Annotated in this window: 14 protein-coding genes and 2 tRNA genes; 13 read left to right on the top strand and 3 right to left on the bottom strand. The window is 34.7% G+C overall.

Annotated elements, in window-relative coordinates; genetic code table 11:
- Nucleotides 1-36 precede the first annotated feature (36 nt).
- A complete protein-coding gene (gene folK / locus HRU50_RS12675; protein WP_296351465.1) occupies nt 37-1,164 on the top strand; it encodes a 2-amino-4-hydroxy-6-hydroxymethyldihydropteridine diphosphokinase in 1,128 nt (375 codons plus the stop codon).
- A gap of 5 nt (nt 1,165-1,169) precedes the next feature.
- On the opposite strand, the gene HRU50_RS12680 is transcribed toward folK, so the two are convergent.
- The 3 genes from HRU50_RS12680 to HRU50_RS12690 are packed head-to-tail and all read right to left on the bottom strand — an operon-like array spanning nt 1,170 to nt 2,839.
- Entirely contained in the window at nt 1,170-1,838 is a 669-nt protein-coding gene (locus HRU50_RS12680; protein WP_296351466.1) for a class I SAM-dependent methyltransferase, read from the bottom strand.
- Nucleotides 1,839-1,850: 12 nt separating this feature from the next.
- Nucleotides 1,851-2,300 (bottom strand): hypothetical protein, encoded by a 450-nt coding sequence (locus HRU50_RS12685; RefSeq protein ID WP_296351467.1) that lies wholly within the window; start codon nt 2,298-2,300, stop codon nt 1,851-1,853.
- On the bottom strand, nt 2,300-2,839 hold the full coding sequence (locus tag HRU50_RS12690; protein ID WP_296351468.1) for an RNA methyltransferase: 540 nt from the start codon (nt 2,837-2,839) through the stop codon (nt 2,300-2,302). The genes HRU50_RS12685 and HRU50_RS12690 overlap by 1 nt, the downstream gene beginning before the upstream one ends.
- A 130-nt stretch (nt 2,840-2,969) precedes the next feature.
- Here HRU50_RS12690 and mutS point away from each other — a divergent pair, with 130 nt between their 5' ends.
- From mutS to HRU50_RS12750, 12 genes are all read left to right on the top strand, one after another.
- On the top strand, nt 2,970-5,582 hold the full coding sequence (mutS, locus tag HRU50_RS12695) for a DNA mismatch repair protein MutS (RefSeq protein WP_296351469.1): 2,613 nt from the start codon (nt 2,970-2,972) through the stop codon (nt 5,580-5,582).
- Between the two features lie 95 nt (nt 5,583-5,677).
- Nucleotides 5,678-5,749: transfer RNA gene (locus HRU50_RS12700), tRNA-Gly, on the top strand.
- 41 nt (nt 5,750-5,790) lie between these two features.
- Nucleotides 5,791-5,875, top strand: a tRNA-Leu gene (locus HRU50_RS12705).
- A 166-nt stretch (nt 5,876-6,041) separates the two neighbouring features.
- Nucleotides 6,042-8,849, top strand: coding sequence for a triple tyrosine motif-containing protein (locus tag HRU50_RS12710; protein ID WP_296351470.1), 2,808 nt, complete (start codon nt 6,042-6,044; stop codon nt 8,847-8,849).
- Between the two features lie 234 nt (nt 8,850-9,083).
- Nucleotides 9,084-12,212 carry a TonB-dependent receptor gene (locus HRU50_RS12715; protein WP_296351471.1) on the top strand — a complete coding sequence of 1,043 codons (3,129 nt, stop codon included), beginning with the start codon at nt 9,084-9,086 and terminating at the stop codon, nt 12,210-12,212.
- A 6-nt stretch (nt 12,213-12,218) separates the two neighbouring features.
- Complete coding sequence (locus HRU50_RS12720) at nt 12,219-13,730, top strand: RagB/SusD family nutrient uptake outer membrane protein (protein ID WP_296351472.1); 1,512 nt, start codon at nt 12,219-12,221, stop codon at nt 13,728-13,730.
- 32 nt (nt 13,731-13,762) lie between these two features.
- Nucleotides 13,763-15,625, top strand: coding sequence for a hypothetical protein (locus HRU50_RS12725; protein WP_296351473.1), 1,863 nt, complete (start codon nt 13,763-13,765; stop codon nt 15,623-15,625).
- Between the two features lie 163 nt (nt 15,626-15,788).
- The gene (locus HRU50_RS12730; protein ID WP_296351474.1) at nt 15,789-18,977 is read left to right on the top strand and encodes a glycosidase; all 3,189 of its coding nucleotides are present in this window, start codon (nt 15,789-15,791) and stop codon (nt 18,975-18,977) included.
- A 15-nt stretch (nt 18,978-18,992) separates the two neighbouring features.
- Nucleotides 18,993-20,426: a carbohydrate-binding protein gene (locus HRU50_RS12735; protein WP_296351475.1), complete on the top strand. Its 1,434-nt coding sequence runs from the start codon at nt 18,993-18,995 to the stop codon at nt 20,424-20,426.
- Nucleotides 20,427-20,440: 14 nt separating this feature from the next.
- The gene (locus HRU50_RS12740; protein ID WP_296351476.1) at nt 20,441-21,307 is read left to right on the top strand and encodes a glycoside hydrolase family 16 protein; all 867 of its coding nucleotides are present in this window, start codon (nt 20,441-20,443) and stop codon (nt 21,305-21,307) included.
- A gap of 99 nt (nt 21,308-21,406) precedes the next feature.
- Entirely contained in the window at nt 21,407-24,853 is a 3,447-nt protein-coding gene (locus HRU50_RS12745) for a hypothetical protein (protein ID WP_296351598.1), read from the top strand.
- A 13-nt stretch (nt 24,854-24,866) separates the two neighbouring features.
- Nucleotides 24,867-26,159, top strand: a complete 1,293-nt coding sequence (locus tag HRU50_RS12750) for a glycosyl hydrolase family 17 protein (RefSeq protein WP_296351477.1) — start codon at nt 24,867-24,869, stop codon at nt 26,157-26,159.
- The last annotated feature ends 12 nt before the right edge of the window (nt 26,160-26,171 follow it).

Genomic DNA, 26,171 nt, shown 5'->3' on the forward strand with positions numbered 1-26,171 from the left:
CTTAATAATATTTGTTTTAGTTATTTTGCCTTTCCCATGAAGGAATCTAAAACAGTTTATATAGCATTAGGAAGTAATAAAGGCGATAAGATGCAATATCTGCAGTCGGCAATTGATGCTATTTTTACTGACATTGGTTTTGTTGAGAAAATATCTAAAGTGTATAAAACACCTGCAATGGGTTTTGAAGGTGATGATTTCTACAATGCTTGTCTAAAGGTTGAAACAGAATTAAAACCACTAAAGTTAATTAAGACTCTGCAAGCTATTGAAAAAGCGCTTGGTAGAGAGTCGAAAAAATCAGATAAATACGAATCTCGAGTGATAGATTTAGATATTTTGTTTTATGATAACGACATTATAGAACAAAAAAATCTTACAATACCACATCCGCAACTTCAATTTAGAAAATTTGTATTGCAACCGTTGCTAGATGTGACTAAAGATTTTCAACATCCACTACTACATAAAACCATTATTGAATTGCTTGAAAATTGCGAGGATGATTCTGAAATTCATTCGATTAATAAGTGGTTAAAGAATCCTAAAAAGCAGTTTAGTCTTAGCGATTATAATTTTATTGCTATTGAAGGTAATATTGGTGCAGGCAAAACAAGTCTCTCTAAAAAAATTGCTCAAGATTTTAATGCAAAATTAATTTTAGAACGCTTTGCAGATAACCCTTTTTTGCCGAAGTTTTACAAAGAGCCAGAGCGCTATGCGTTTACTTTAGAGATGTCTTTTTTAGCAGACCGTTATCAGCAGATAAGTGATGATTTGTCGCAGTTAGACTTATTTAAGGATTTTATTGTTAGCGATTATGACGTACATAAATCTCTTATATTTTCTAAAGTGACATTGCCAGAAGACGAGTTTAGATTATATAGAAAATTATTCTATCAGGTTTATAAAGATATTGCAAGACCAGATTTATATATCTATCTCTATCAAAATACCGAAAGACTTCAAAAAAATATAAAAAAACGTGGTCGTAAATACGAAGCAGAGATTGAAGATGAATATCTAAATAAAATTAATTCTGGGTATCTAGAGTTTTTGAAATCTCAAACAGATTTGAACGTCAAAATTATAGATATTTCAGAAAAAGATTTTGTAAAAAATAGAGAAGATTACCTTTGGCTATTAAACGAAATTAGTGTTTAAGTATTTTAATTACTTAAAGACGTAAATAAATTGGTTTCTATAATGCCTTTATGTGTTGTTTTATAGGTACTTAATAGTTCTTTCTTGTAGTACTGAAGGTGAAAAGGGTATTTAAGTAAATCTACACCGCTATTTTGTTTAAGTCTAATTCCTTGTCCTGAAATAATATCAAGATTGCTTGTAAACGCGCCATTTGGAAGATGTTCCGTAAGAATAATATACTTATACTTTGTCAGTTGGGATACGATATTAATTATCTCATTATTTGATAAATGTTGAAGTACTTGTCTTAGAATGGCGCAATCACCTTGCGGTAATTCATCTTTGGCAATATCTAAACAATGAAATGATATGTGTTGTTTCTGAAAACGTTTCTGATTTCTTACAATAAGGCTTTCAACAATATCAATGCCTATGTATTGTGAAGTGTAGGGAGCAAGCTTTTTACCAATATTGAAATCACCACAGCCCAAATCACACACTTTAAGGTTGTTATTGTGACTTTTGAAAAATGAAATTACTGATTCTAAGTAAGGTTGAATAATTTCTTTTTGGTGAGAACCTTCACCTGAATAAAAGTCATGATCTTTTCCACCCCAAAAATGCTTTTCATAGATCTGTTCCATGACAGCTTTTGTGGGCCATGGTGCTTTATGAGGTTTTTTCAAGCTCATTTTAAACTTAAGTTAACTGGTTTTATGTTTTCGGTTTTCAATACAACTACCAATTTTATAGATGATGATTAAAACTATTGGTGAGATAACAAGTGAATAAATTATTCTCCAATGTAAGACTCCAGCTTCTGGACTACCTGCAAACGACGTAGCATTAGAATTAAAGTTAAAACCAAGGTCTCCTGAAATGAAATAGGCAATCCCAAACCAAAGAATAGATAATAACAAAAGTCCAATAGATAATAATTTAATAGTATTCGACAAAAAACTATTAGCGGACTCAAATCCTTTGTTGATGCTGTAGTTGGTTATTTGTAAAGCAATTAATCCTAGCCATAAGATTAGGTTTCCGGCTGGGATACTTAAAAATGATTTTGTTAAAATTGAATTGCCCGTAATGAAAAGGAAGGCCACAATAATCACAGTTAAAACGGAAATTGCAAGTGTTCTATTATAGTTCATTAAGCTTTGTTTTTTATTTTATTAAATACATCCCAGATCACAACACCAGTACTTACAGATATATTTAATGAGTGTTTTGTGCCAAATTGTGGGATCTCAATAACACTGTCACTGATATCAATAACTTCCTGTTGTACACCTTTAACTTCGTTACCAAACACAAAGGCATATGTTGTGTTTGGCTGAGGCTCAAATTCATTGAGCATAATGGCATTTTCTGCTTGTTCTATAGAACATATCTTCACACCGATAGATTTTAGTTTTTCGATGACTTTAGTTGTGCTTTCGTGGTGTTCCCATGCAACGGTTTCAGTACTTCCCAATGCTGTTTTTCTAATGTCGTTGTGTGGTGGTTGTGCCGTGATACCACAGAGGTAAATTTTTTTAATTAAAAATGCATCACTTGTTCTAAAAACCGAGCCGATATTGTTAAGGCTTCTAATATTATCTAGTACAATAATGATTGGTGATTTTAGAGCATCTTTAAATTCCGAAACTTCAAGACGATCTAATTCGCTATTTTTTAGTTTTCTGTTCATTTAATTTTGTTGAAATCTCAAGCTAATTGTAGATAACTTGGATTAGTTTTACTTTATAGTACAAGCCTGTTTAGCTACTTTAGCATACTTGCAATAAAGTCAGTTAATCAAACAAAAATAAATAAAACTCTTGGCAAAGAAAGCAAAAAAAGAAACGCCGTTGATGAAGCAGTACAATGCCATTAAAGCAAAGTATCCTGATGCTTTATTGCTTTTTAGAGTTGGTGATTTTTATGAGACCTTTGGTCAAGATGCTGTTAAGGCTTCAAAAATTTTGGATATTATTCTTACTAAACGCGGTGCTGGTAGCGAGAGTGAAACTGAGCTTGCAGGGTTTCCACACCATTCACTAAATACCTATTTGCCAAAATTAGTAAGAGCTGGTGAACGTGTTGCTATTTGTGATCAGTTAGAAGATCCAAAACAAACAAAGAAGATTGTAAAAAGAGGCGTTACAGAATTAGTAACGCCTGGTGTTGCCTTAAATGATGATATACTTCATTCTAAATCTAATAACTTTCTGGCTGCAGTTTATTTTGATAAGAAAAATATCGGAATTTCCTTTTTAGATATATCTACAGGTGAATTTTTAACTTCTCAAGGTAATGCTGAATATATTGACAAGTTACTGCAGAATTTTAACCCAAGCGAAGTGCTTGTTTCAAAAAAAAGGCGGAAGGATTTTGTAGAAACTTTTGGGAATGATTTTCATACGTTTTATTTAGAAGGTTGGGTGTTTCAAGCAGATTATGCCAATGAAACACTAACAAAACATTTTAACACCAAGACTTTAAAAGGTTTTGGAATTGATGATTTATTTGAAGGTATTATTGCTTCTGGTGTTGTACTTCATTATCTCAGTGAAACGAGACACAATAAGTTAGAACATATTGCAACTATATCACGGATTGCGACGGATGATTATGTCTGGATGGATAAATTCACGATAAGAAATCTTGAGTTGTATCATTCTACAAATCCAAACGCAGTAACCCTTATTAATGTAATAGATAAAACTATTTCTGCAATGGGTGGCCGAACCTTAAAACGTTGGTTGGCATTACCGTTAAAGCAAATAGATAAAATTAAGCAACGTCATGAGGTTGTTCAATATTTGTTAGATAATGACTCTGTGTTATTGAAGATTCAGAATCAGATAAAACATATTGGTGATATTGAACGATTGATTTCTAAAATCGCTACTACCAAAGTAAGTCCTAGAGAAGTAATTCAGCTTAAAAACTCTCTTGAAGCTATTGTACCTGTAAAATCGGTAGCAGAATCTTGTGACAATGAAGCTTTAAGAATATTAGGTGAAAATCTTAATAATTGCGATTTACTTAGAGAAAAAATTAAGCAAACATTAAATGAGGAAGCGCCAGTTAATGTATTAAAAGGAAACACGATTGCTGAAGGTTTCTCAAAAGAATTGGATGAGTTAAGAGGTTTGTCTAAATCTGGCAAAGACTATTTAGATAGCATGCTTGAGCGCGAAAGTGAGCGAACAGGTATTCCTTCATTAAAGATTGCTTCTAACAATGTGTTTGGATATTATATTGAAGTTAGAAATACACATAAAGATAAAGTTCCTGAAGAATGGATTAGAAAGCAAACGCTTGTCAATGCAGAGCGATACATTACCGAAGAGTTAAAAGAATATGAAGCAAAAATATTAGGTGCCGAAGAGCGCATTTTAGCTATAGAGCAGCAATTGTTTTCTGAGCTAATATTGTGGATGCATCAGTTTATTTTACAGGTGCAACAAAATGCCCAACATATTGGTCAATTAGATTGTTTGTCTGGTTTCGCAATGTTGGCTAAGACAAATAAATACACTTATCCAATATTAGACAATAGCTATGATTTAGATATAAAAGAAGGTCGTCATCCAGTTATAGAGAAGCAATTACCGTTAGGAGAGACCTATATCGCAAATGATGTGTATTTAGATAGAGAATCACAACAAATCATAATGATTACTGGTCCTAACATGTCTGGTAAATCGGCGATTTTGCGTCAGACAGCACTTATAGTATTATTGGCACAGATTGGAAGTTTTGTTCCGGCTGAATCAGCAAGAATAGGTGTGGTAGATAAAATATTTACACGTGTCGGTGCAAGTGACAATATTTCTATGGGTGAATCTACATTTATGGTGGAAATGAATGAGACAGCTTCTATTCTTAATAATATCTCAGAAAGAAGTTTGGTGCTTTTAGATGAAATTGGTCGTGGAACCAGTACCTATGATGGTATTTCTATTGCATGGGCAATTAGTGAGTATTTGCATGAACATCCTGCTAGAGCAAAGACGCTGTTTGCTACCCACTATCATGAGCTAAATGAGATGACAGAAACATTTTCTAGAATTAAGAATTTTAATGTTGCAGTAAAAGAGCTTGGGAATAATGTGCTGTTTGTTAGAAAATTAATAAAAGGAGGCAGCGAGCATAGTTTTGGAATACATGTGGCAAAAATGGCAGGTATGCCTCAGCAAGTTATAAGACGTGCCAATAAAATTTTATTAAAGCTTGAGAAATCACATTCTAGTGAAGAATTAACAGATAAGGTGAAGTCCTTAAAAGATGATATGCAGCTGAGTTTCTTTAACTTAGATGATCCGTTATTGGAAGAAATTAAAGATGAGATTTTACACACAGATATCGATACCTTAACACCAGTTGAGGCATTGATGAAGTTGAATGAAATCAAACGAATGTTAGTGAAGAAGCAACAGGCTTAAAAAGTTTTATTTTTTTTAAAAAAGTCTTTGCTTTTATAATAAATAGTTTAAATTTGCATCCGCTTTTACAGCGAAACGTTCTTTAATAAGACTACGCGAAAGTAGCTCAGGGGTAGAGCATCACCTTGCCAAGGTGAGGGTCGCGGGTTCAAATCCCGTCTTTCGCTCTATACAATATAAAAGTTTAAGTTGCTGTCTGCAACTGGAAGCTGAAGTGGTGGAATTGGTAGACACGTTGGACTTAAAATCCAATGGCCATTATGGCCGTGCGGGTTCAAGTCCCGCCTTCAGTACAAAAGCCGAAACATACGTTTCGGCTTTTTTTATGTTTTATTATTTCCTTTAGAACCTTGTTTGTTAATATCTAAAATACTTATCTTAGTGTTTGGTCTTATTGAAATTTAATAGATTTCAAGGTCTGAAACTCTATTTTGTTATTAATAAATGTGTTAAGCTTTAATGGTGGTGTTTAAGAAATTCTTCGTAATTGTAATTGTATTTTTTTCAAGTCAAGTTTTTACCCAAGAAATTCCACCAATTCAAGTTTTTTCTCCTCAAGAATATAATGCTGAAGATCAGAATTGGGCTATTACCCAATCTGAGAATGGATTTATTTACGCAGCTAATAATTCTGGTTTGTTAGAATACAATGGTGCATCTTGGCGACTTTTTAAATCTCCAAACGAAGATATCTTAAGATCTGTAAATGCTGTTTCTGACCGAATTTATTCAGGCGGCTATATGGATTTTGGTTATTGGGTAAAAGATGAACGTGGTGGGTTTATATATACGTCACTGTTAGCTACAGAAGAAATAGATATAAAAGAAGATGAGGAATTCTGGAAGATCATCGATATTGAAGGTTATGTTTTATTTCAATCTTTAGAATCTATTTATATATATAATATTAAAGAAGAAAGCTTTTCCATTATTAATTCTGAAGTTAGAATCAATAAAATGTTTAAGGTTGATGAAACTATTTATTTTCAGAAGGATAAAGTAGGTTTGTTTAAAATACAGAATGGTAAAGAAGTACTTTTAACTGATGCTTCTATAATAAAGGATAAAGAAATAATAAATCTATATACTAAAGATGATGGTTTAATCCTCTTGACTAAATCAGACGGTCTTTTTCTGTTCAACAATAATTTAGTAAGTAAATGGAGTGTTGAAGCCAATGTGTTTCTCTCTAATGTGAAAGTTTATAGTAGTGTAGAATTGAGTAATGGTAATTTGTTGATTGGTACTATATCTCATGGAGTTATTCTGGTAGGTAGTTCAGGAGAGATATTGCTAAAAATTGATAAATCTAACGGTTTAAGCAATAATACTGTATTGTCACTAACTCAAGATAAATTTGGTAATATATGGTTAGGTTTAGATAATGGCATTAATGTTTTAAACCTAGAGTCACCTTTTAAGGTATATAAAGATAAATTAGGTGTTTTAGGAACCATTTATACGTCAGCGAAACATAATGGAAATATTTACTTAGGAACAAATCAGGGGCTTTTTTATAAGTCATTAGATGCGAATGTAGAATATACTTTTATTCCTGGAACGAAAGGTCAAGTTTGGTTCTTAGAGATACTTCAGGGAAGTTTATTTTGTGGGCATGATCAGGGAACATTTATAATTGATAACAACGTTGCAAAAAAGATTTCAGATGAATTTGGTACTTGGATTATCAAAGAAATTGAAGGTGTTCCTAATTTATTAATTCAAGGTAATTATAAAGGACTTTTTATTCTTGAAAGAGTAGGTAAGTCTTGGAGATTAAGAAACAAAATAGAAGGATTCGATATCTCTTCACGATATATAGAATTTATCCGATATAATGAATTGCTCGTTAATCATGAATTGAAAGGTGTCTATAAAATTAAAATTGATGAGGATTTTCGAGAGGTTGAAAGGTTTGATCAGACCTTAATTGAGAAAGGTGTAAAATCAAGTATAGTTTCGTTTGAAGATGATATAATTTATTCAAATAAGAAAGGAGTATTTAGATACTCAAAGCAAGACGAAGAATTTCTGAAAGATAGTCTCTTAAGTAATGTTTTTTCTGGTGAGAATTATTATTCAGGAAAGTTGATTAAGGATGATGAAAGTAATAGGTTATGGGGTTTTAATAAAGATGAAATTGTGTATATAGAACCTGGTAACCTGTCTAATCAACCAAAAGTAAATGATATTTCAATTCCACAGAAAATTAGAAAGAATAAAGCTGGTTATGAGAATATTTTAAGATTAGAAGAGGATGTTTATTTAATCGGTGGAACGGATGGTTATTTAGTTTTAGATTTAAAGAAAAATAGACAAAGTCCTGCGCAGATATATTTAAATGAAATTTTATACAGGTCATTCAAGCAAGATTATTATTCAAGTGTAGATATGGAAGAAGATTTGCTTCTTGCAAATAAGGATAATAGTGTAAGGTTTAATTTTAGTGTGCCTGAGTTTGACAAATTAGCTGGTACAAGATATCAGTACCGATTAAAAGGAATGAGTGAAGAATGGAGTAGTTGGGTAAGTGATGCACACGTAAGTTTCGAAAATTTACCGCATGGGGATTACACATTTGAAGCCAGATCAATTACTGGGAATGTCGTTTCAAGTAATACGATAACCTACAATTTCTCAATAGAGAAACCCTGGAGTAAAAAACCCTTAGCAATTGTATTATATACACTCATTGGTTTCCTATTTGCTTTAACTGTGCATTATTTAAACCGTAGACATTATAAAAAACAGAAGTATAAACTATTAAAAAAGAAAGAACAAGAAATACAGTTAGAGCAGCTAGAAAATAAAAGAAAGCTTATTCAGTTTAAGAATGAAAATCTTCAACTTGATATTGAAAATAAAAATAGAGAGTTAGGAACTGCTACAATGAATTTGGTTAAAAGAAATGAATTGTTAAATAATATCAAAGTTAGACTCACTAAGATTAAAGCAATTGATGGGTTAAAATCTGTGATTAGATTAATTGATGATAATTTAAATGATAGTAGTGATTGGGTTTTGTTTGAGGAAGCTTTTAATAATGTGGATAAAGACTTTATGAAAAGAATGAAGTCCTTGCACCCATCTATAACACCCAATGATTTACGATTATGTGCTTATCTAAGATTAAATTTATCATCCAAGGAAATCGCACCCTTATTAAATATCTCTCATAAAAGCGTTGAGGTGAAGCGTTATCGATTGCGTAAAAAAATAGGATTAGATCATGATCAAAGTCTGGCAAACTATATTTTAGGCTTATAACGCCCATACAAGAAGTCTTTTTACCAATACATTACCTATACATAGGTAGATTTCGTTAAATGTTAATAGTTAGTTAAAGTTCACTTCATCGGAAAAAAATGCATTTTATAGGAAAAAACCACCATTTTGATAAAAAACATGCCAATTTATTGCATTGTATATCTCTTGTATAGGTTTTTTTTGAGAATTCCTCATTATTTTCTTTTAAGTTGCAGTAACTAATCATAACTAACAATGAAAATCAAATTTTTATTAGTCATAGCTCTTTTTATGAGCTATGTTTCCAGTTCACAGAACGTCGATGTCTCCGGTATTGTCACCGAGGCTTCAACTGGTCAGCCATTACCAGGAGTAAATATTTTACTTAAAAACACAACTCGAGGGGCATCAACAGATTTCGATGGCAAATTCACAATGGAAGAAGTACCGCTCAACTCGGTGTTGGTTGTATCTTACATTGGATATGTGACTCAAGAGATTACCATAACTGGTTCTCAAGAGCTCAGCATAAAATTAGAAGAAGATGCACAGTCATTAAACGAAGTTGTTGTCATTGGTTACGGGACACAAAAAAAGAAAGAAGTCACAGGTGCTGTAGCAGTTCTTGATTCTAAAGCGATTGAAAAATTAAATCCAGTTAGGGTTGAGCAAGCCATTCAAGGTCAAGTGGCTGGGGTGAACATTACATCTAATTCTGGTTCGCCAGGTAGTGGCTTAAACATTAGAATTAGAGGTATAACAACAAATGGTGATAACAGGCCACTGATTCTAGTGGACGGAAACAGAATTGAAGATCTTTCTGTGTTAAATCCAAACGACATCAAATCAGTAAATGTATTAAAGGATGCAACAGCTGGTATATATGGTGTACAGGCGGCAAATGGTGTAATCTTAATTACGACAAAGTCCGGTAGAAAAGATACTGCTCTAAAGTTTCAAGTTGATACTTACACTGGATTTCAGTTTACAAGTAAGAAAATGGATCTGATGAATGCGAGTCAATTTGCAAGATATGTTAATGACTCAGCCGATGGTACTGAATTTTTTGTATATCCACAAACAGGTACAGACTGGCAAGATGAAGTATTTGAAAATCGTGCAGTGATTTCAAATATTAGTTTAAATGCTACCGGTGGTACAGAGAAGTCCGCTTATTCTGCTGGTATATCTTACTTAAATCAAGACGGTATTGTGGGTGGAGATAAAAATAACTTTGAGCGTCTTACAGCAAGATTAAATTATCAATATGATATTTTACCTAATTTAAAATTAACGGCGAACGGATTACATACCATTTCAGAAAAACAAAATTTAGCTGAAGGTGGTATAGGTGCTGTGTTGTATAATGCAGTAAACATTAATCCTACAATGCCAGTTAGAGACGAAAACGGTGCATTTGCCTTAGCGAATGACATTACACAAATTGAAATTATAAATCCGGTTGCCCAAATTAATGATACTTTTAATACAACTAGAGTGTCAAGATTTAGTGGTGTATTAGGATTAGATTATACTTTTCTAGAAAATTTCAAAGTAAGTTCAAGATTTCAAGGTAACCATTCAAATGTGAGAGATGATATTTTTAGGCCTGAAGTGTTTTATGGCGGTGGTAAATCTGCTAACACAGTAAGTTCACTTGCAGCTTTAGAAGATGATATAGTATTTAATGAAGTGGTTGATTTTGGTGCAGATTATACTGATTTTACCTGGGACAACTTTATTACTTATGAGAAAATATTTAACGAAGACCACGATTTAAAAGTGCTTCTAGGGATGTCATTGTATAGAACTAAAGGGCGTTTTTATGGTGATATCGGTCGTACAGAAGAAGGAACAAATCAATTAGGTCAAACAATATATGATGAAGGAATGGTAATTGAACCACGATTTAATCAGGCAGCATTAGAAAACGGTGCGGATTGGTTCGATTCTAGGTTATCCTCTTTATTTACAAGAGTACAGTATAACTATAAAGGAAAATATCTGGTATCTGCAATGTTAAGACGTGATGTGTCTTCTCAATTCTCAGCAGAAGACAATAATAATGTTGGTTATTTCCCGTCAGGTTCTGTTGGATGGAATATTTCTGAAGAGGACTTTATGCAAGATGTAAATTGGATTAGCAATTTAAAGTTAAGAGCGAGTTATGGTGTCATTGGTAACGATAGAAGTATACCGGCATTTAGTTTTATTTCAAGATTAGCAGGTCAAGCAACGGTTGATCCTGGTTTTGGGGTAACTACAATTGACGATTTATTGTTTGGTCTTGCCGTAGGAACGCCTGGAAATCCTGATATCAAATGGGAAGAGCAAGAAACTGCTAATGTAGGTGTTGATTTCCGTTTGTTCAATAACAAATTGAGTATATCAACAGACGTATATAGAAAACAAACACGAGATTTATTATTATCACCACCATCATCAGCTTTAACAGGAGTTGGTGCACCAGGAACTGGATTTATTGCTGTAAACGCAGGTACGGTAAGAAACCAAGGTTTAGAGTTTGCAATTGGTTATAATGATAACATAGGTGAAGATTTTAAATTTAATGTGAATTTCAATTTCACCACAATTGAGAATGAAGTGATTTCACTTAATGGAAGAGAAACTCCAGCTCAAGGTGAATATGGTGTAGGATTAGGAATAACTGATATTACACGTATGGCTCCAGGTTTACCTTTAGGTCACTACTATGGTTATAAGACGAATGGAATTTTTCAAACCCAGGCGCAAATTGATGCATTAGATGCTGCGGCACCTGGCGATACATATTTAGATAGTAGTCTTGGAACTGCTGCTCCAGGAGATTTAATTTTTGTAGATGTCAATGGTGATGGTCAGGTAAATGCAGAGGACAGAACCAATATTGGTGATCCTATTGCTGATGCTACGTTTGGTTTAAACATTGGGTTCACATATAAGAATATTGATTTCAGTGCAAATGCATTTGCTTCTGTGGGTCACGATATGGTTAGAAATTATGAACGTAAAGATTTATATGCAAATAGAGGTACTTACATGATTGAAAGATGGCAAGGTTCAGGCACAAGTAATTCAGTTCCAAGAGCTGTGGCTGGTGCAAACATCAATACAGATAATTTTTCAGATTTCTTTGTTGAGGATGCTTCTTTCTTAAGATTACAAAACATCCAAATAGGATATACGTTTGGAGACAAATTCAATCAATCTGTTGGGATAGATAAATTCAGAATCTACCTTTCAGGAAATAACTTATTGACCATTACTGATTATTTTGGGTTTGACCCATCAGCTAATTCAGGTAACCCGCTCGGTGGAGGTATAGATAATGGATTTTATCCTGTGGCTGCATCATATTTATTAGGAATTAATTTAAATTTTTAAATTGTTATGAAAAAAGTATTAAGAATAGTATTAGGTCTAACACTAGTGTATTTAGTGGGATGTACCGATGATTTTGTGGAGGTGGAACCAGACGGTTCTAATGATTCTGATTTCTTTAATAATCAGGCAGAGTATGAAAGTGCACTTATTGGTGCTTATGATTTATTGCAGTCAACTTTTTGGAATGTGTTAACAGGTATTGTGGCATCTCCAGATTATGCTGCTGGTGGGGATTCATTTAATTATGATCAGCCTACCTTACAGAATATCAACTTAATGATACATACACCAGCTGAACAAAATCAGCTGAGAAGTATGTGGGGATTGATGTATGCGGGTTTAAACAGAGCGAATTTCATCTTAGAGTTTAAGAATAAAACAGATTTTGCAGGTAAAGAGGAACTTATTGCCGAAGCATATTTCTTAAGAGCTTATTACACATTTGAGCTAGTCAAAAATTTTGGTAATGTGCCATTAAAAGTTGGTGAAAGAGATGGAGTATTGAGAATTAGTGATGTGCGTATTTTTCCTGGAGATGAATTTAGTATGGAAAGAATAGCGGATATTGCGACAGCTTACAGTCTTATTGAAGAAGATTTAAAAGAAGCAATTCCTAACTTACCAGTGTCACAAGATTTACCATACGAAGCAACTCAAGGAGCGGCTCAAGCTTTACTTGGGAAGGTGTATTTGTATCATGCAAAATTTGATCAGACAAAGTATGCGGATGCTGCTACAAGTTTAAATCAGGTGATTTCAAGTGGTCAGTTCAGTTTAGTTAACGGTGAAGATTATACAAATCTTTTTGAAGGTATTGGTGAAAACGGTGCTGAAGCTGTTTTTGAAATTCAGTATACAGGTGTAGAACCGGCAGGTTGGGGTTGTATAGAGTGTAGTCAAGGGACATATTTTCCACAATTCTGTGGACCAAGATCACCTTATGACGATACCACTTACAGAGCTGGATGGGGATTCTGTTTACCATCTGTCGAATTACATGATTTATTTGAAGATGGAGATTCAAGAAAAGAAGTTACGTTTTATGACTTGAGAGATGCTCAAGACACGTATTCTCAGGGAAGAGATGATACAGGATTATTTAATAAAAAGTACATGCCTAGAAAAGCGGATGATGGTGTTGGTGCTGATCCATTAAATTATTCTCAGAACTATCGTTCTATCAGATATGCAGATGTTTTATTAATGGCAGCTGAAGCCGAAGTTCAATCTGGAGGATCTAATGCAGTTAATTACTTAAATGCAGTGAGAGCTAGAGCTTATGGTGATAATAGCCATGATTATCAAGCGTCGGAAGGTGATTTATTAGAAGCAATCTATACAGAGCGACGTAAAGAGTTGGCTGGTGAAGGTCATTATTTCTATGATCTTGTTAGAACTAATAGAGCTGAAGCAATTATTGACGGATTTACAGCTAATAAGAATGAAGTATTCCCTATACCACTTATAGAATTACAATTAGCCCAAGCAGAGGAGCGTTGGGGTAATCCAGGTTATTAATAAAAAAATGTTAAACAACTAAATAAATAAAAATGAAAATATTAAAAAAAGGAGTTTATTATATACTCGCACTTTTATTATTAACAGTGTCTTTTTCTTGTGAAGAAGATGATGACTTTAGAATTATAGAAGGTTTAGACTTTGTAGTTGCAACCTTAAATGTAGAAGGAACAGAAACAGGTGTGCTTCCTAGCACAGCTATTCCTGATGGGCGAATAGTCTATACAGTAGATTTTGGTGATCCAAATAGCGACGCCGATGTATTTCAAACTAGTGGTCCAATGGTAACATATGAATATCCGTTAGAGACAGCTACATATATGATTACAGTTACTGCTGTATTACCAGGAAGAGATGACGTTTCTATATCTAAAGAGCATACAGTTATATTTGTCGAAGAAACTGATCCAGATCCGGTACCAGCTACAGGAATTGTAGGTACTTGGAGATTAGCGCCAGAAGCGGGAGCATTAGGTGTTGGTCCTGGTCAAGGAGACGTATCATGGTGGTCAAATTCTTCAGATGATGTTGCAACAAGAGATTGTTTATTTGATGATGAATATGTAATTGGTGCGGACGGATCATTTCAAAATGTAATGGGAGATCAAACGTGGTTGGAGCCATGGCAAGGTACAGATCCTGAAGCTTGTGGTACTCCAGTATTCCCACATGATGGTTCTTCATCTGGAACATACACATTCGGTGGTGGAGAATTAACAATCGACGGTCAAGGTTCTTTTATGGGATTAGCTAAAGTGGTTAATGGTTTAGAGTTAGGTGCTGCTGACACAGTTCCAGATTCAAGAACATATCAAGCAATATTATCGGATAACGATACAGTTTTAACGCTTCAAATTCAAGTAGCAGGAGATGGATGGTGGTCATTTAAATTTGTTAAGGACGCGCCAGCGGCACCAGCACCGATAGAAGGTACATGGAAGTTAGCACCAGAAGCTGGTGCATTAGCAGTAGGTCCTGGACAAGGGGATGCATCTTGGTGGTCAAATTCATCAGATGATGTTGCCACTAGAGCATGTTTGTTTGACGATGAGTATGTATTTAATTCAGACGGATCTTTCCAAAATGTTTTAGGTGCTCAAACATGGGTAGAGCCATGGCAAGGTGCAGCCGCAGAAGAATGTGGTTCGCCAGTTTTCCCACATGATGGTACTGCTTCAGCAACATACGACTATAATGCTTCAGCAGGTACTTTAACAATTGATGGTGCCGGTGCATTTTTAGGTTTAGCAAAAGTTGTAAACGGTGCTGAAATAGCTTCACCTGCAGAAGCAGCAAGTTCTATTACATATATCGCTGACTTATCAGATGATGGAAATACATTAATATTAGATATTCAAGTTGCTGGTGATGGCTGGTGGAGATTTAAAATGGCTAAACAAGTACCTCCATCAAACCCATTAGTAGGTACATGGAAATTGGCACCAGAAGCAGGAGCATTAGGTGTTGGACCTGGATTAAATGATGTGTCTTGGTGGTCTAATTCTTCAGATGATGTTGCAACAAGAGCTTGTTTGTTTGATGATGATTACGTATTTAATTCAGACGGATCATTCCAGAATGTTTTAGGTGCTGATACGTGGTTAGAGCCATGGCAAGGTGCAGCTGCAGAAGAATGTGGTTCTCCAGTTTTCCCACATGATGGTACAGCATCCGCTACTTATGATTACAATGAAGGTGCGGGTACAATAACTATTGATGGTACAGGTGCATTTTTAGGATTGGCTAAAGTGGTAAATGGTGCTGAATTAACATCACCAGGAAGCGCACCAAGTTCAATAACATATATTGCAAATTTAGTAGATAGCAATACACTTGAGTTAGATATAGAGATTGCTGATGGCGGTTACTGGTCATTTAAGCTAGTAAAGCAGTAAATTAGAATAGAGAGATCCGATTAATTAACAATTAATCGGGTTGATCTTTCTAAAAATTATCAATTTTTAGAACTAAATCAATTACAACATAAATTAGAAGAGCGGCATCTAATTAGCAAAATTTGCATAATGTATTCTTCTAATCACTAAATAAATACTATTTATGAGAAACAGTTTAATTAAATTAATGGTCTTCCTTTTGACTGTGTCTAGTTTTGCTCAAACTAGCACGGTAAATATCGAGACTACCGCAGAAGGCTCAAAACTACTTGTTAATGGGGAACCATTTATAGTAAACGGTATCAACTGGGATTATGTGCCAATCGGCTATAATGTACTCGATGCAAAGTTTTGGGAAAAATCAGACGATGTCATCATGGCTGGTTTAGATGAGGAAATGGCCGTATGGCAAAATATGGGTGTTAATGCCATTAGAACCTATATTTGGATGCCACCCAAATGGATTGCATATATCTATGAGAATTTTGGAATTTACACTATGATTAATAGCCAATTTGGTGCGTATGGTTTAACAGTAGATGGCGTTTGGTATCCTCAAACAGATTATAATGACCCTAGAGTACGTGAACAGTTAATTTCAGAATCTGTTTTAATTGCCGAAACTTACAAAGATACACCAGGCCTATTACTTTACATGCTTGGTAATGAAAATAACTATCATCTTACGTGGGAAGGATCTGAAACTGATGAAGGTATTGTTATTAATGATAAAGATGAGGCAAAAAGACAGCAGGCAAGAGCAATGTATAGTCTTTTTAACGAAGCTGCATTAGCAATGAAGGAGGTAGACAAATCACATCCAATCGGACTCTGTAATGGTGACTTATTATACTTAGATATCGTTGCTGATGAATGTAAAGACATTGATATCTACGGAACAAATATGTATCGTGGTGTATCCTTTGTTGATGCTTTTGATAGAGTGAAGAACGAATTTGGTAAACCAATCTTATTTACTGAGTTTGGAGCAGATGCTTATAATGCAAGAGATAATAAAGAAGATCAATATTCTCAAGCATATTATATGATTGGAAATTGGAAAGAAATATATCAAAATGCTGCAGGTATTGGCGGAGCAATGAATTCAATCGGTGGTTTTACATTTCAGTCAAGTGATGGTTGGTGGAAATCTGGTTTTGATGACAGAGAGAATGCAGACACACACCAGACAAAGGCAAACTGGCCTTCAAACGGATATTCTAGAGATCAAGCTAAACCAGACGATCCTAATATGAACGAAGAGTGGTTTGGTATATGTGCAAAAGGGCCAACTGATGTCAGAGGGTTATATCAATTATATCCGCGTGCATCGTATTACGCATTAAAAGAGGCGCATAGTTTTAACCCGTATCTAGAAGATTCTAATGCTATTGCATTAGAGAGTCACTTCAATGGAATAAATTTAATGGATGCAGTGTTGAGAGCACGGGGTGATCAAGCTGCTTCAGGTGCTGGAACACAAGACAAGATTAGACTGACTAACCTACAGGCTAAGTTTACAACATTCAGTACAGGTGGAAGTTTATTAACAACGCCTACAACAGCAGATCCTGAAGAAAATTCTTTTCCTAGTCAAACAGGTTTTGATCATATGCAATCGTATTTTGTTGGGATTGAAGGAAAGCCTTCACCAGATATGAGAGCTGAAGTAAATATGAACATATTGGGTAATGTTGCTGACAACCCAATCGATGAAATTTTCTACGAAAATAGAGGAAGACAAGTTCAAGTAGATTCTCAAAATGGTGAAGTTGTTTTAAATGATAATAATAGAGTTCAAGTATATAGTGCAGAGTTTGAGTGGAATCATGATGATTTTGATTTAAGAGGATTCTACAGAACGGGTCATTACCATTGGGCCTATGAAGGAGATTTCTTTAATCTTTATCCAGAAGCTAATTATGGACCAAACTTAGATATCTATGGTGGTGAAATACTTGGTATAGAAGTCGATGGAAAAGGAAAATTAGACGGTCTTAAAGCCGCATTTGGTCCTCAATTATGGTGGGGAGCAAACCCAACCATGTTATTTAAATATTCTAAGAATTTTAGTGGATGGGATGTTACAGGTATTTATCATAGAGATTTAAATACAGATTTAGAATTTGATGAAAGTGGTAGACGTGTGCTAGATGCTAATCAGGTTGCCAGTGGTGTAATCCCACCTTGGCCGACAGAAAGAGCGTCTTTAGTTGCTGAGAAAGAATTTGGAAAATTCGGAATCACATTAGGTGGTATTTGGGGTGGACGTCCTCTAAACGGAAGTTCTTTCCAGATGTATGATGCTGACCGTGCTTTGGTTTTAACAGATAAGATAAATGATAACGACAATTGGGGTGCTAAGGCTAAAATTACTTATCAAGGTGGTAAATTTAATTGGTATGCTCAAGGGTCTTATATGGGCTTAGTTGCCAATGGTGGTATGGACCAAACTAGAACATTTACAGGTTGGAGACTTCTTGATACAGGAAGTGGTAACATGACTAATTTCTTAACTGGTTTCACTATTGCTACTGGTGATTTGCAAATAGCACCAAACTTTATGTACCAAAAACCTTTGGTAGATCCAATGCCAAATGGTGTGCCTGGACCAGGAAGATTAAGAAACGTAATTGATGATCCTTTCGCTGTAAGAAACGGAAACCGTGAAACAACGGCAGGTGAAATCTTATTCACTTTTGATCCAACACCAGGAACATGGATGTATCAATGGGATAATGACAGAGCTGAAGATGCTAAGTTTGCAATGAATTTAGGTTTTGTATATCGTCATTTACCGACCCAAATGGATGGACATATTGGTTTCCTTGCTGATCGTACGTTTTTTGCTTTTGGTGAGTCAGCACCTGCTGAGGATTTATGGGAAGTGCATTCAAGACTGGTGTCAAAAGTAAGTCCTGATTTAGGATTAATAGGTAACTTCTACTACGGAAATGGTCAAGGTAATGGTGATTCTCAAAGAACCATTACACGTTTTGGTGGTGATTTAAGAGTAATTTATAAGAAGTTTAAAATCATGTCTCATGTTAAGGTGAACGATTGGGGACCTTTTGATTATCACAGAGATTTCAACTTAACATTCCCAATGCAACTAATGCTTGATGTTTCAACAACTTTAGGCAAACCAGACTGGTTTATTTTGCCTGGTACACAAATAGGCATTAGAGGTACTTGGAGATCTTTAGATGAAAATTCACCAAGATTTGCACCATTGGCAGCGCCTACTGATTCGGCGAATCCAAATGTAGGACCAATAATTAGTCCTGTGGGGTTCCCTGATGGATCAGAGTGGGAGATTAGAACATATATTCACATTAACATTGGCAAATAAAAATATTGTATGATTATGAAAAAATTAAGTTTTAAAAATCACATTGCCCTTCCGTTATTAGGATTAATGTGTGTCTTCGCAACAAGTTGCGAAAGAGGTTATTCGGATGATATAGATGTGGCAACTTTTCCAGTTTCTCCAGATATTTTCACAGACAATCCGGTTGGTTTAACAGATGAATTTTTTGAGTCGTTTGATCCTGCTACAGGTGCAAACACTGAGGGATTTGGTACAGATGATAACGTAGCCTTTAAAGGAACAACATCTATAAGAATTGATGTGCCTACACCATCAGATCCAAATGGTGGTTACATAGGTGGTATTTTTAGAGATAGAGGAGATGGTAGGGATCTATCTGGTTATGATGCTCTCACATTTTGGATGAAAGGATCCACTACTGCATCAGTGGGAACATTAGGATTTGGTTCTGATTTTGAGGAAAACAAGTATGCGGTATCAATAAATGATGTTGAATTATCTACTGATTGGCGAAAAATTATAATTCCTATTCCTGACCCATCAAAATTAACCCAAGAAAGAGGAATGTTTATTTTTTCAGCAGGTTCTCAAAGTACAAATGGTGTCGGGTATACTATTTGGATAGATGAAATGCGTTGGGAGAATTTAGGAACTGTGGCGCAACCAAGACCTGCCATTTTAGCTGGGCAAGACCAAACAGCTCAGGCGAATGTAGGTGTCGAGGTGCCTTTAGGCGGTTTAACTCAGACGTTTAATTTAGGTAACGGTCAGGATATTACAGTTAACGCTACACCAGCATATTTTGATTTTGTAACTTCAAATCCTTTTGTAGCTTCTGTAAATGATTTAGGTTTAGTATCTGTGGATGGTCCAGGTGAAATTAATTCTGAAACTGGCCTATTGGAGAACACAGCGACAATAACAGCAAGTATTGCTGGAGTTGAGGCTGCTGGTTCTTTAACAATTGAAGCATCTGATTTAAATATCATAGCTTTATTTAGTGATATCTATGCAGAGGTTCCAGTAGATAATTACAATGGGTTTTATGCAGAATTTCAAACAACTCAAGGTTTTAACGTTGATGAAGGTGGTAATGAAATTATTGATTACACAGAATTAAACTTTGTGGCCATAGAGTTTTATGGAAGGGAAGGTAGTGGAGTTCAACCAATTGATGCATCAGAGATGACACACCTTCATATCGATGTAAGAGTGAACGAGTCTTTAGATCCTGCTGATTTTTTGACATTTGAACTGTGGAATAACTTTACACTAGGTAATGCGGTTTCAGGCGGTTTTACGATTTCTTCAGGGGAATTAGCTACTGACCAATGGGTCGAGTTCGACATTCCTTTAACTAGTTTTAATGGCCTAACAGCGACTGACGCATTAGGTGCATTATTTACTATCTCAGACGCTACTATTGGGGCAGTGTCGTTGGATAATATCTATTTCTATTCAGAAAATTAATAATTAAGGAACTTATGAATAATAATAAAAAAGTAATACAATCATTAGCACTTTTAACGTTAGTTATTGCTATTGGTGGAATAGTAGCAAGTTGTAATCCAGATGACACACAAGTTGTAACAAATTTTACGAATATAACAATGGAAGACAACTTTGAAGCTGGTGAAACTCCAAACCCTGCGTTTTGGAGTTATGAACTCGGAAATGGGGAAGCTCAAGGTATTCCTGGATGGGGAAATAATGAGTTACAATTCTACACAAACCGAACCGAAAATGTGAAGGTTGAAGATGGTATGCTAAAAATTACAGCACGGCAGGAAAGTTTTGAAGGTTTTGGTTATACATCAGGAAGAATTTTAACTAAAGGTAAATTTCAACAAAAGTATGGTCGTTTTGAAGCGCGCATAAGACTGCCTTGGGGACAAGGTTTATGGCCTGCATTCTGGCTATTAGGTGATGATAATGATGGTGCTGAAATCTGGCCAAATATTGGAGAAATTGATATAATGGAAAACAGAGGTCAAGAGCCAACATTAATCACTGGTAGCGTGCATGGCCCAGGATATTCTGGTGGAGATTCTATTAACAAAGACTATGACTTAGTAAATGACCGTTTTGATACAGACTTCCATATCTTTGGTGTAGAATGGGGACCAAACTATATCAACTATTATGTAGATGACGTATTATATAATCAAATAACACCGGAGAGTTTAGAGGAAGAAGATGTAGATGCGGCCAATTGGGTGTTTAATGATAGAGAATTCTACATTATCTTAAATGTTGCAGTAGGTGGTAACTATGTAGGTTTCCCAAGTGCAGAAACAGTATTTCCTCAAACTATGGAGGTAGACTACGTTAGAGTATATTCGGCTGACTAAAAAAACAAAAAAATACATATAATTTTCAAGGTCAAGATTGTCATGTCTTGACCTTTCTGACCCTCAAATAGTATAATAACTAACAATCAATTAACTTATATTTTGAAAGAGACAATTACACAGGATAAATCAGTGAAATTAGAGCCAGTAACGATTGAGAATAGAGAGTTTTTCAAGATTTACAATAGTGATTACATGCGCCCATTCTTTATGAGCATTGTCAGTGATTCTGATCATTGGATGTTCATATCAAGCAATGGTGGTTTAACTGCAGGCCGTAAAAATGCAGAGTACGCATTATTTCCATATTATTCAGATGATAAAATCACTGAATCTGCCGAAATAACAGGAGCAAAATCAATTTTTCAAGTCTCTAAAAATGGCCAAGATTTTATTTGGGAGCCTTTTTCAATTAGATTTCAAGATAATTACGATACAAAGTGCAATCTGTATAAAAGTGTTTATGGAAATTCTGTGATTTTTGAAGAACAGAATCTCGATTTAGGATTAACTTTTAGGTACGAGTGGTCTTCTAGCGATAAATACGGATTTGTAAAGAAATCGAGATTAACGAACAATTCTGAAACAACCGTTACAGTAAATATCTTGGATGGTATTCAGAATGTTATGCCATATGGTGTGAGTAGTGCTCTTCAAAATGCTAGTAGTAATTTGGTTGATGCGTATAAAAGAACAGAGTTAGTTGAAGATTCAGGAATAGGTATTTTTGCTTTAAGTGCCATAATTGTTGATAAAGCTGAGCCAAGCGAAGCATTAAAAGCTAATATTGCTTGGTCTCTTGGGTTAGATAACCCAAAATACCTATTGTCTTCACTTCAATTAGATAAATTTAGAAACTTTGGTGAGGCTGATCAAGAAACTGATATTAAGGCAGAAAAAGGGGCATATTTTATAAATGCGCAATTAGATGTAAATGCTGGTGAGCAAAAGGATTGGTTGATTGTTGCAAACGTTAATCAAAATCATTCATCAATTGCTGAGATTTCTAATCAGCTTGGTTCTAGTGAAGCTTTATTAAAAAATCTTAATGAGGATATCGCTGAAGGAACAAAAAACCTTATTAACCTGAATGCTTCGTCCGATGGTCTACAATTAACATCTGATAATTATAAGGATTCAAGACATTTCTCAAACACATTGTTTAATATAATGAGAGGAGGAATATTTGATGATGCTTATACGATTGAAAAATGGGATTTTAAAACATACATTGCGAAAGCAAATAAGAAAGTAGCTCGCAATACTGAAGATATCATCAATGACCTACCAGAAAAGTTTGAATTAAAAAAGCTAAGACACATAGCGTGGAGTAGTGATGATAAAAACTTTAGACGTTTATGTTTAGAGTATATGCCACTTAAGTTTAGTAGAAGACATGGTGATCCAAGTCGTCCATGGAATAAGTTTTCTATTAATACAAGGAGTGAAATTGATGGTTCGAAGATTTTAGATTATGAAGGAAACTGGCGAGATATTTTTCAGAACTGGGAGGCTTTAGCATTCTCATACCCTGAGTTTATCGAAAGTATGATTCATAAGTTTTTAAATGCTACTACTTTTGATGGCTATAATCCTTACAGAGTTACCAAGGATGGATTTGATTGGGAAGTAAATGATCCTGAAGATCCTTGGGCATACATTGGTTATTGGGGTGATCATCAGATTATCTATTTACTAAAGTTTTTAGAGTTTATTGAAGATTATCAGCCAGGTAGATTAGAAAGTTACTTTAATGAAGAATTGTTTGTTTATGCAAACGTGCCTTATAAAATTAAATCTTATGAGGATTTATTAAAAGATCCTAAAGACACTATCCTTTTTGATGACGATTTAGATCATAAAATCAGAGAAGAGAGAGATGCACTTGGTGCAGATGGTGCCTTATTAAGAGATGAAAATAGATTTATTGTTAAGGCTAATTTCATTGAAAAAATCTTAGCAACAGCATTAGCTAAGCTTTCTAATTTTATTCCAGAAGGCGGTATTTGGATGAATACACAGCGTCCAGAATGGAATGATGCTAATAATGCATTAGTTGGTAATGGGATTTCTATGGTAACCTTATATTACTTAAGACGTTTCATGAAGTTTTTTGAAGGTGTTTTTGATAAATCTACTACTGATAAGGTTGTTGTGTCTAATGAATTATTGACATTTTTTAACGAAGTACATGCCACTTTCAATTCGCACAAGGATTTATTATCAGGACCAATTAATGATGCTAAAAGAAAGAAAGTATTAGATGGTGTTGGTAAAGCAGGAGATGTTTTTAGAACTCAGATATATGATAATGCCTTTTCTGGAAGAAAATCAGAATTAAAAGTTGAAGATTTAAAAGACTTTGTAAAAGTGACATTAAGCTTCCTTGAGCATTCTATCGAGGCCAACAAGCGTGAAGATAATTTATATCATGCATATAATCTAATGACAGTTAAGGGAGATGAGATTATGATCTCTTACTTAGATGAAATGTTAGAAGGACAGGTAGCCGCTTTAAGTTCTGGATATCTATCCTCTAAAGAAAACCTCTCTGTGTTAGATGCATTAAAAAGTAGTAAACTTTTTAGAGACGATCAATACAGTTATATCCTTTATCCGTTTAAAGAGTTAAAAGGTTTCATGGATAGAAATACGGTTTCTTTGGATGCTGTTTATAGTTCATCTTTACTTCAAAAAATGGTTGATGATAATAATAAAAGTATCATCGAAAAAGATTTGAATGGTGAATATCACTTCAACGGTAATTTTAAAAATGCTGATGATTTATCAGAAGCATTACATAATTTAGAAGGAACAGTTTATGGTGATTTAGCCCAATCAGAGAAAGAAGACATACTTCAAATATTTGAAGAAATCTTTAATCATAAAGCATTTACAGGAAGATCAGGTACGTTCTACGGTTACGAAGGTTTAGGTTCTATATATTGGCATATGGTGTCTAAACTATTATTAGCTGTAATGGAGTGCTGTCAGAAAGCAATAGCTGGTAACGAAAGTCCTGAGACAGTTGGTAAATTGTTAGAACATTATTACGAAATTAATGAAGGAATTGGTGTTCATAAATCCCCGGAACTTTATGGTGCCTTCCCAACAGATCCATATTCTCATACGCCGGCAGGTAAAGGTGCTCAGCAACCTGGAATGACTGGCCAAGTGAAAGAAGATATTATTAGTCGTTTTGGGGAGCTAGGTGTCTTTATTAAAGACGGTTTATTAGTATTTAATCCATGCATGCTTAGAAAAGAAGAATTCCTTAAGCAATCACAAACCTTAGATTATATTACCGCGGATGGTAAATCAGCGCATCTTCATGTAAATGAAGGACAACTTGTATTTACATTCTGTCAAGTGCCTGTTGTGTATTGTATTTCTGACGAACATAGAACAGAATCCCAGTTTAAAGACGGTACTATGAAATCTTTAAACGGATTGGCTGCTGACGAAACAACAAGTCAAGCTGTATTTAGCAGAAGTGGTGACGTTGAAGTGATCAAAGTATATATAAAAGAAGATTATTTAAAGTAAAAACAAGAAAATCATGAAAAAAAGAGTTCAACACATAATTTTTGCATTATCTCTAATACTCATGGTTTCTTGTGAAGAAAAGAAGAAGGAAGAAGATACAACCCAAATTAGAAAAGAAGTGACAGCTAAAGATATATTAGGGAACCCAGATTATTTAGCTATATCATATGGCGGATATAGAGAAAAGTCAAGGGATAGCCAGCCTACCTTAGCAGAGCTGAAGGAGGATTTAAAGATCTTATCAGCAATGGGTGTTAAGATGTTGAGAACATATAACGTTCAACCAAAATTACCACATGCATCAAACGTCTTAAAAGCGATAAAGGAGCTTAAGAAAGAAGATGATGATTTTGAAATGTATGTAATGCTGGGTGCATGGATAGATTGTTTAAATGCTTGGACAGACAAGGTGCCAAATCATGATGTAGAAAGTCCAAATAATGAAGGAGAGATTAAAAGAGCAGTTGCCCTTGCTAATCAATATCCAGACATTGTAAAAGTAATTGCTGTTGGTAATGAAGCTATGGTAAAGTGGGCAACCTCTTATTATGTACAGCCTAATGTTATTCTTAAATGGGTCAATCATCTTCAAGATTTAAAGAAGAATGGTAAACTTCCTGGTGATTTATGGATTACGAGTTCTGATGATTTTTCATCATGGGGAGGCGGATCAGATGAATATCATGTAAAGGATTTAGAAGAGCTTGTCAAAGCGGTGGACTTTATTTCCATGCATACGTATCCATACCATAATACCCATTATAATCCATCATTTTGGGGAGTTCCAACTGCGCATAGAACAATGCCTGATACTACTAAAATAGAGATGGCAATGGAACGCTCTATCAAGTTTGCTCAAAAGCAATTTGATAGTGTTACCAATTATATGAAGAGTTTAGGTGTTAATAAACCTATTCATATTGGGGAAACAGGTTGGGCTACAGTGTCTAGCGGATTCTATGGGAATAAAGGTTCTAGAGCAACCGATGAATACAAACAAGGCCTCTATTATAAACAAATGAGAAGATGGACAAATAGAGCTGGGATTTCATGCTTTTATTTTGAAGCATTTAATGAACAATGGAAAGATGCTCACAATTCAAAAGGTTCAGAAAATCACTTCGGTTTATTTACAATTGATGGTAAAGCAAAATATCCTATTTGGGACCTTGTAGATAAGGGCATTTTTGAAGGACTTACCAGAGGAGGTAATGTCATTACAAAAACATATGATGGTGATAGAAAAGTGCTATTAAAAGAAGTGCTAGTCCCACCAACTGAGGAAGAAGTAATGGCTGCGAAATAATAAATACGTTAT

Source organism: Winogradskyella sp., from assembly GCF_013213835.1.
In the GTDB taxonomy this organism is placed as follows: Bacteria; Bacteroidota; Bacteroidia; order Flavobacteriales; family Flavobacteriaceae; genus Winogradskyella.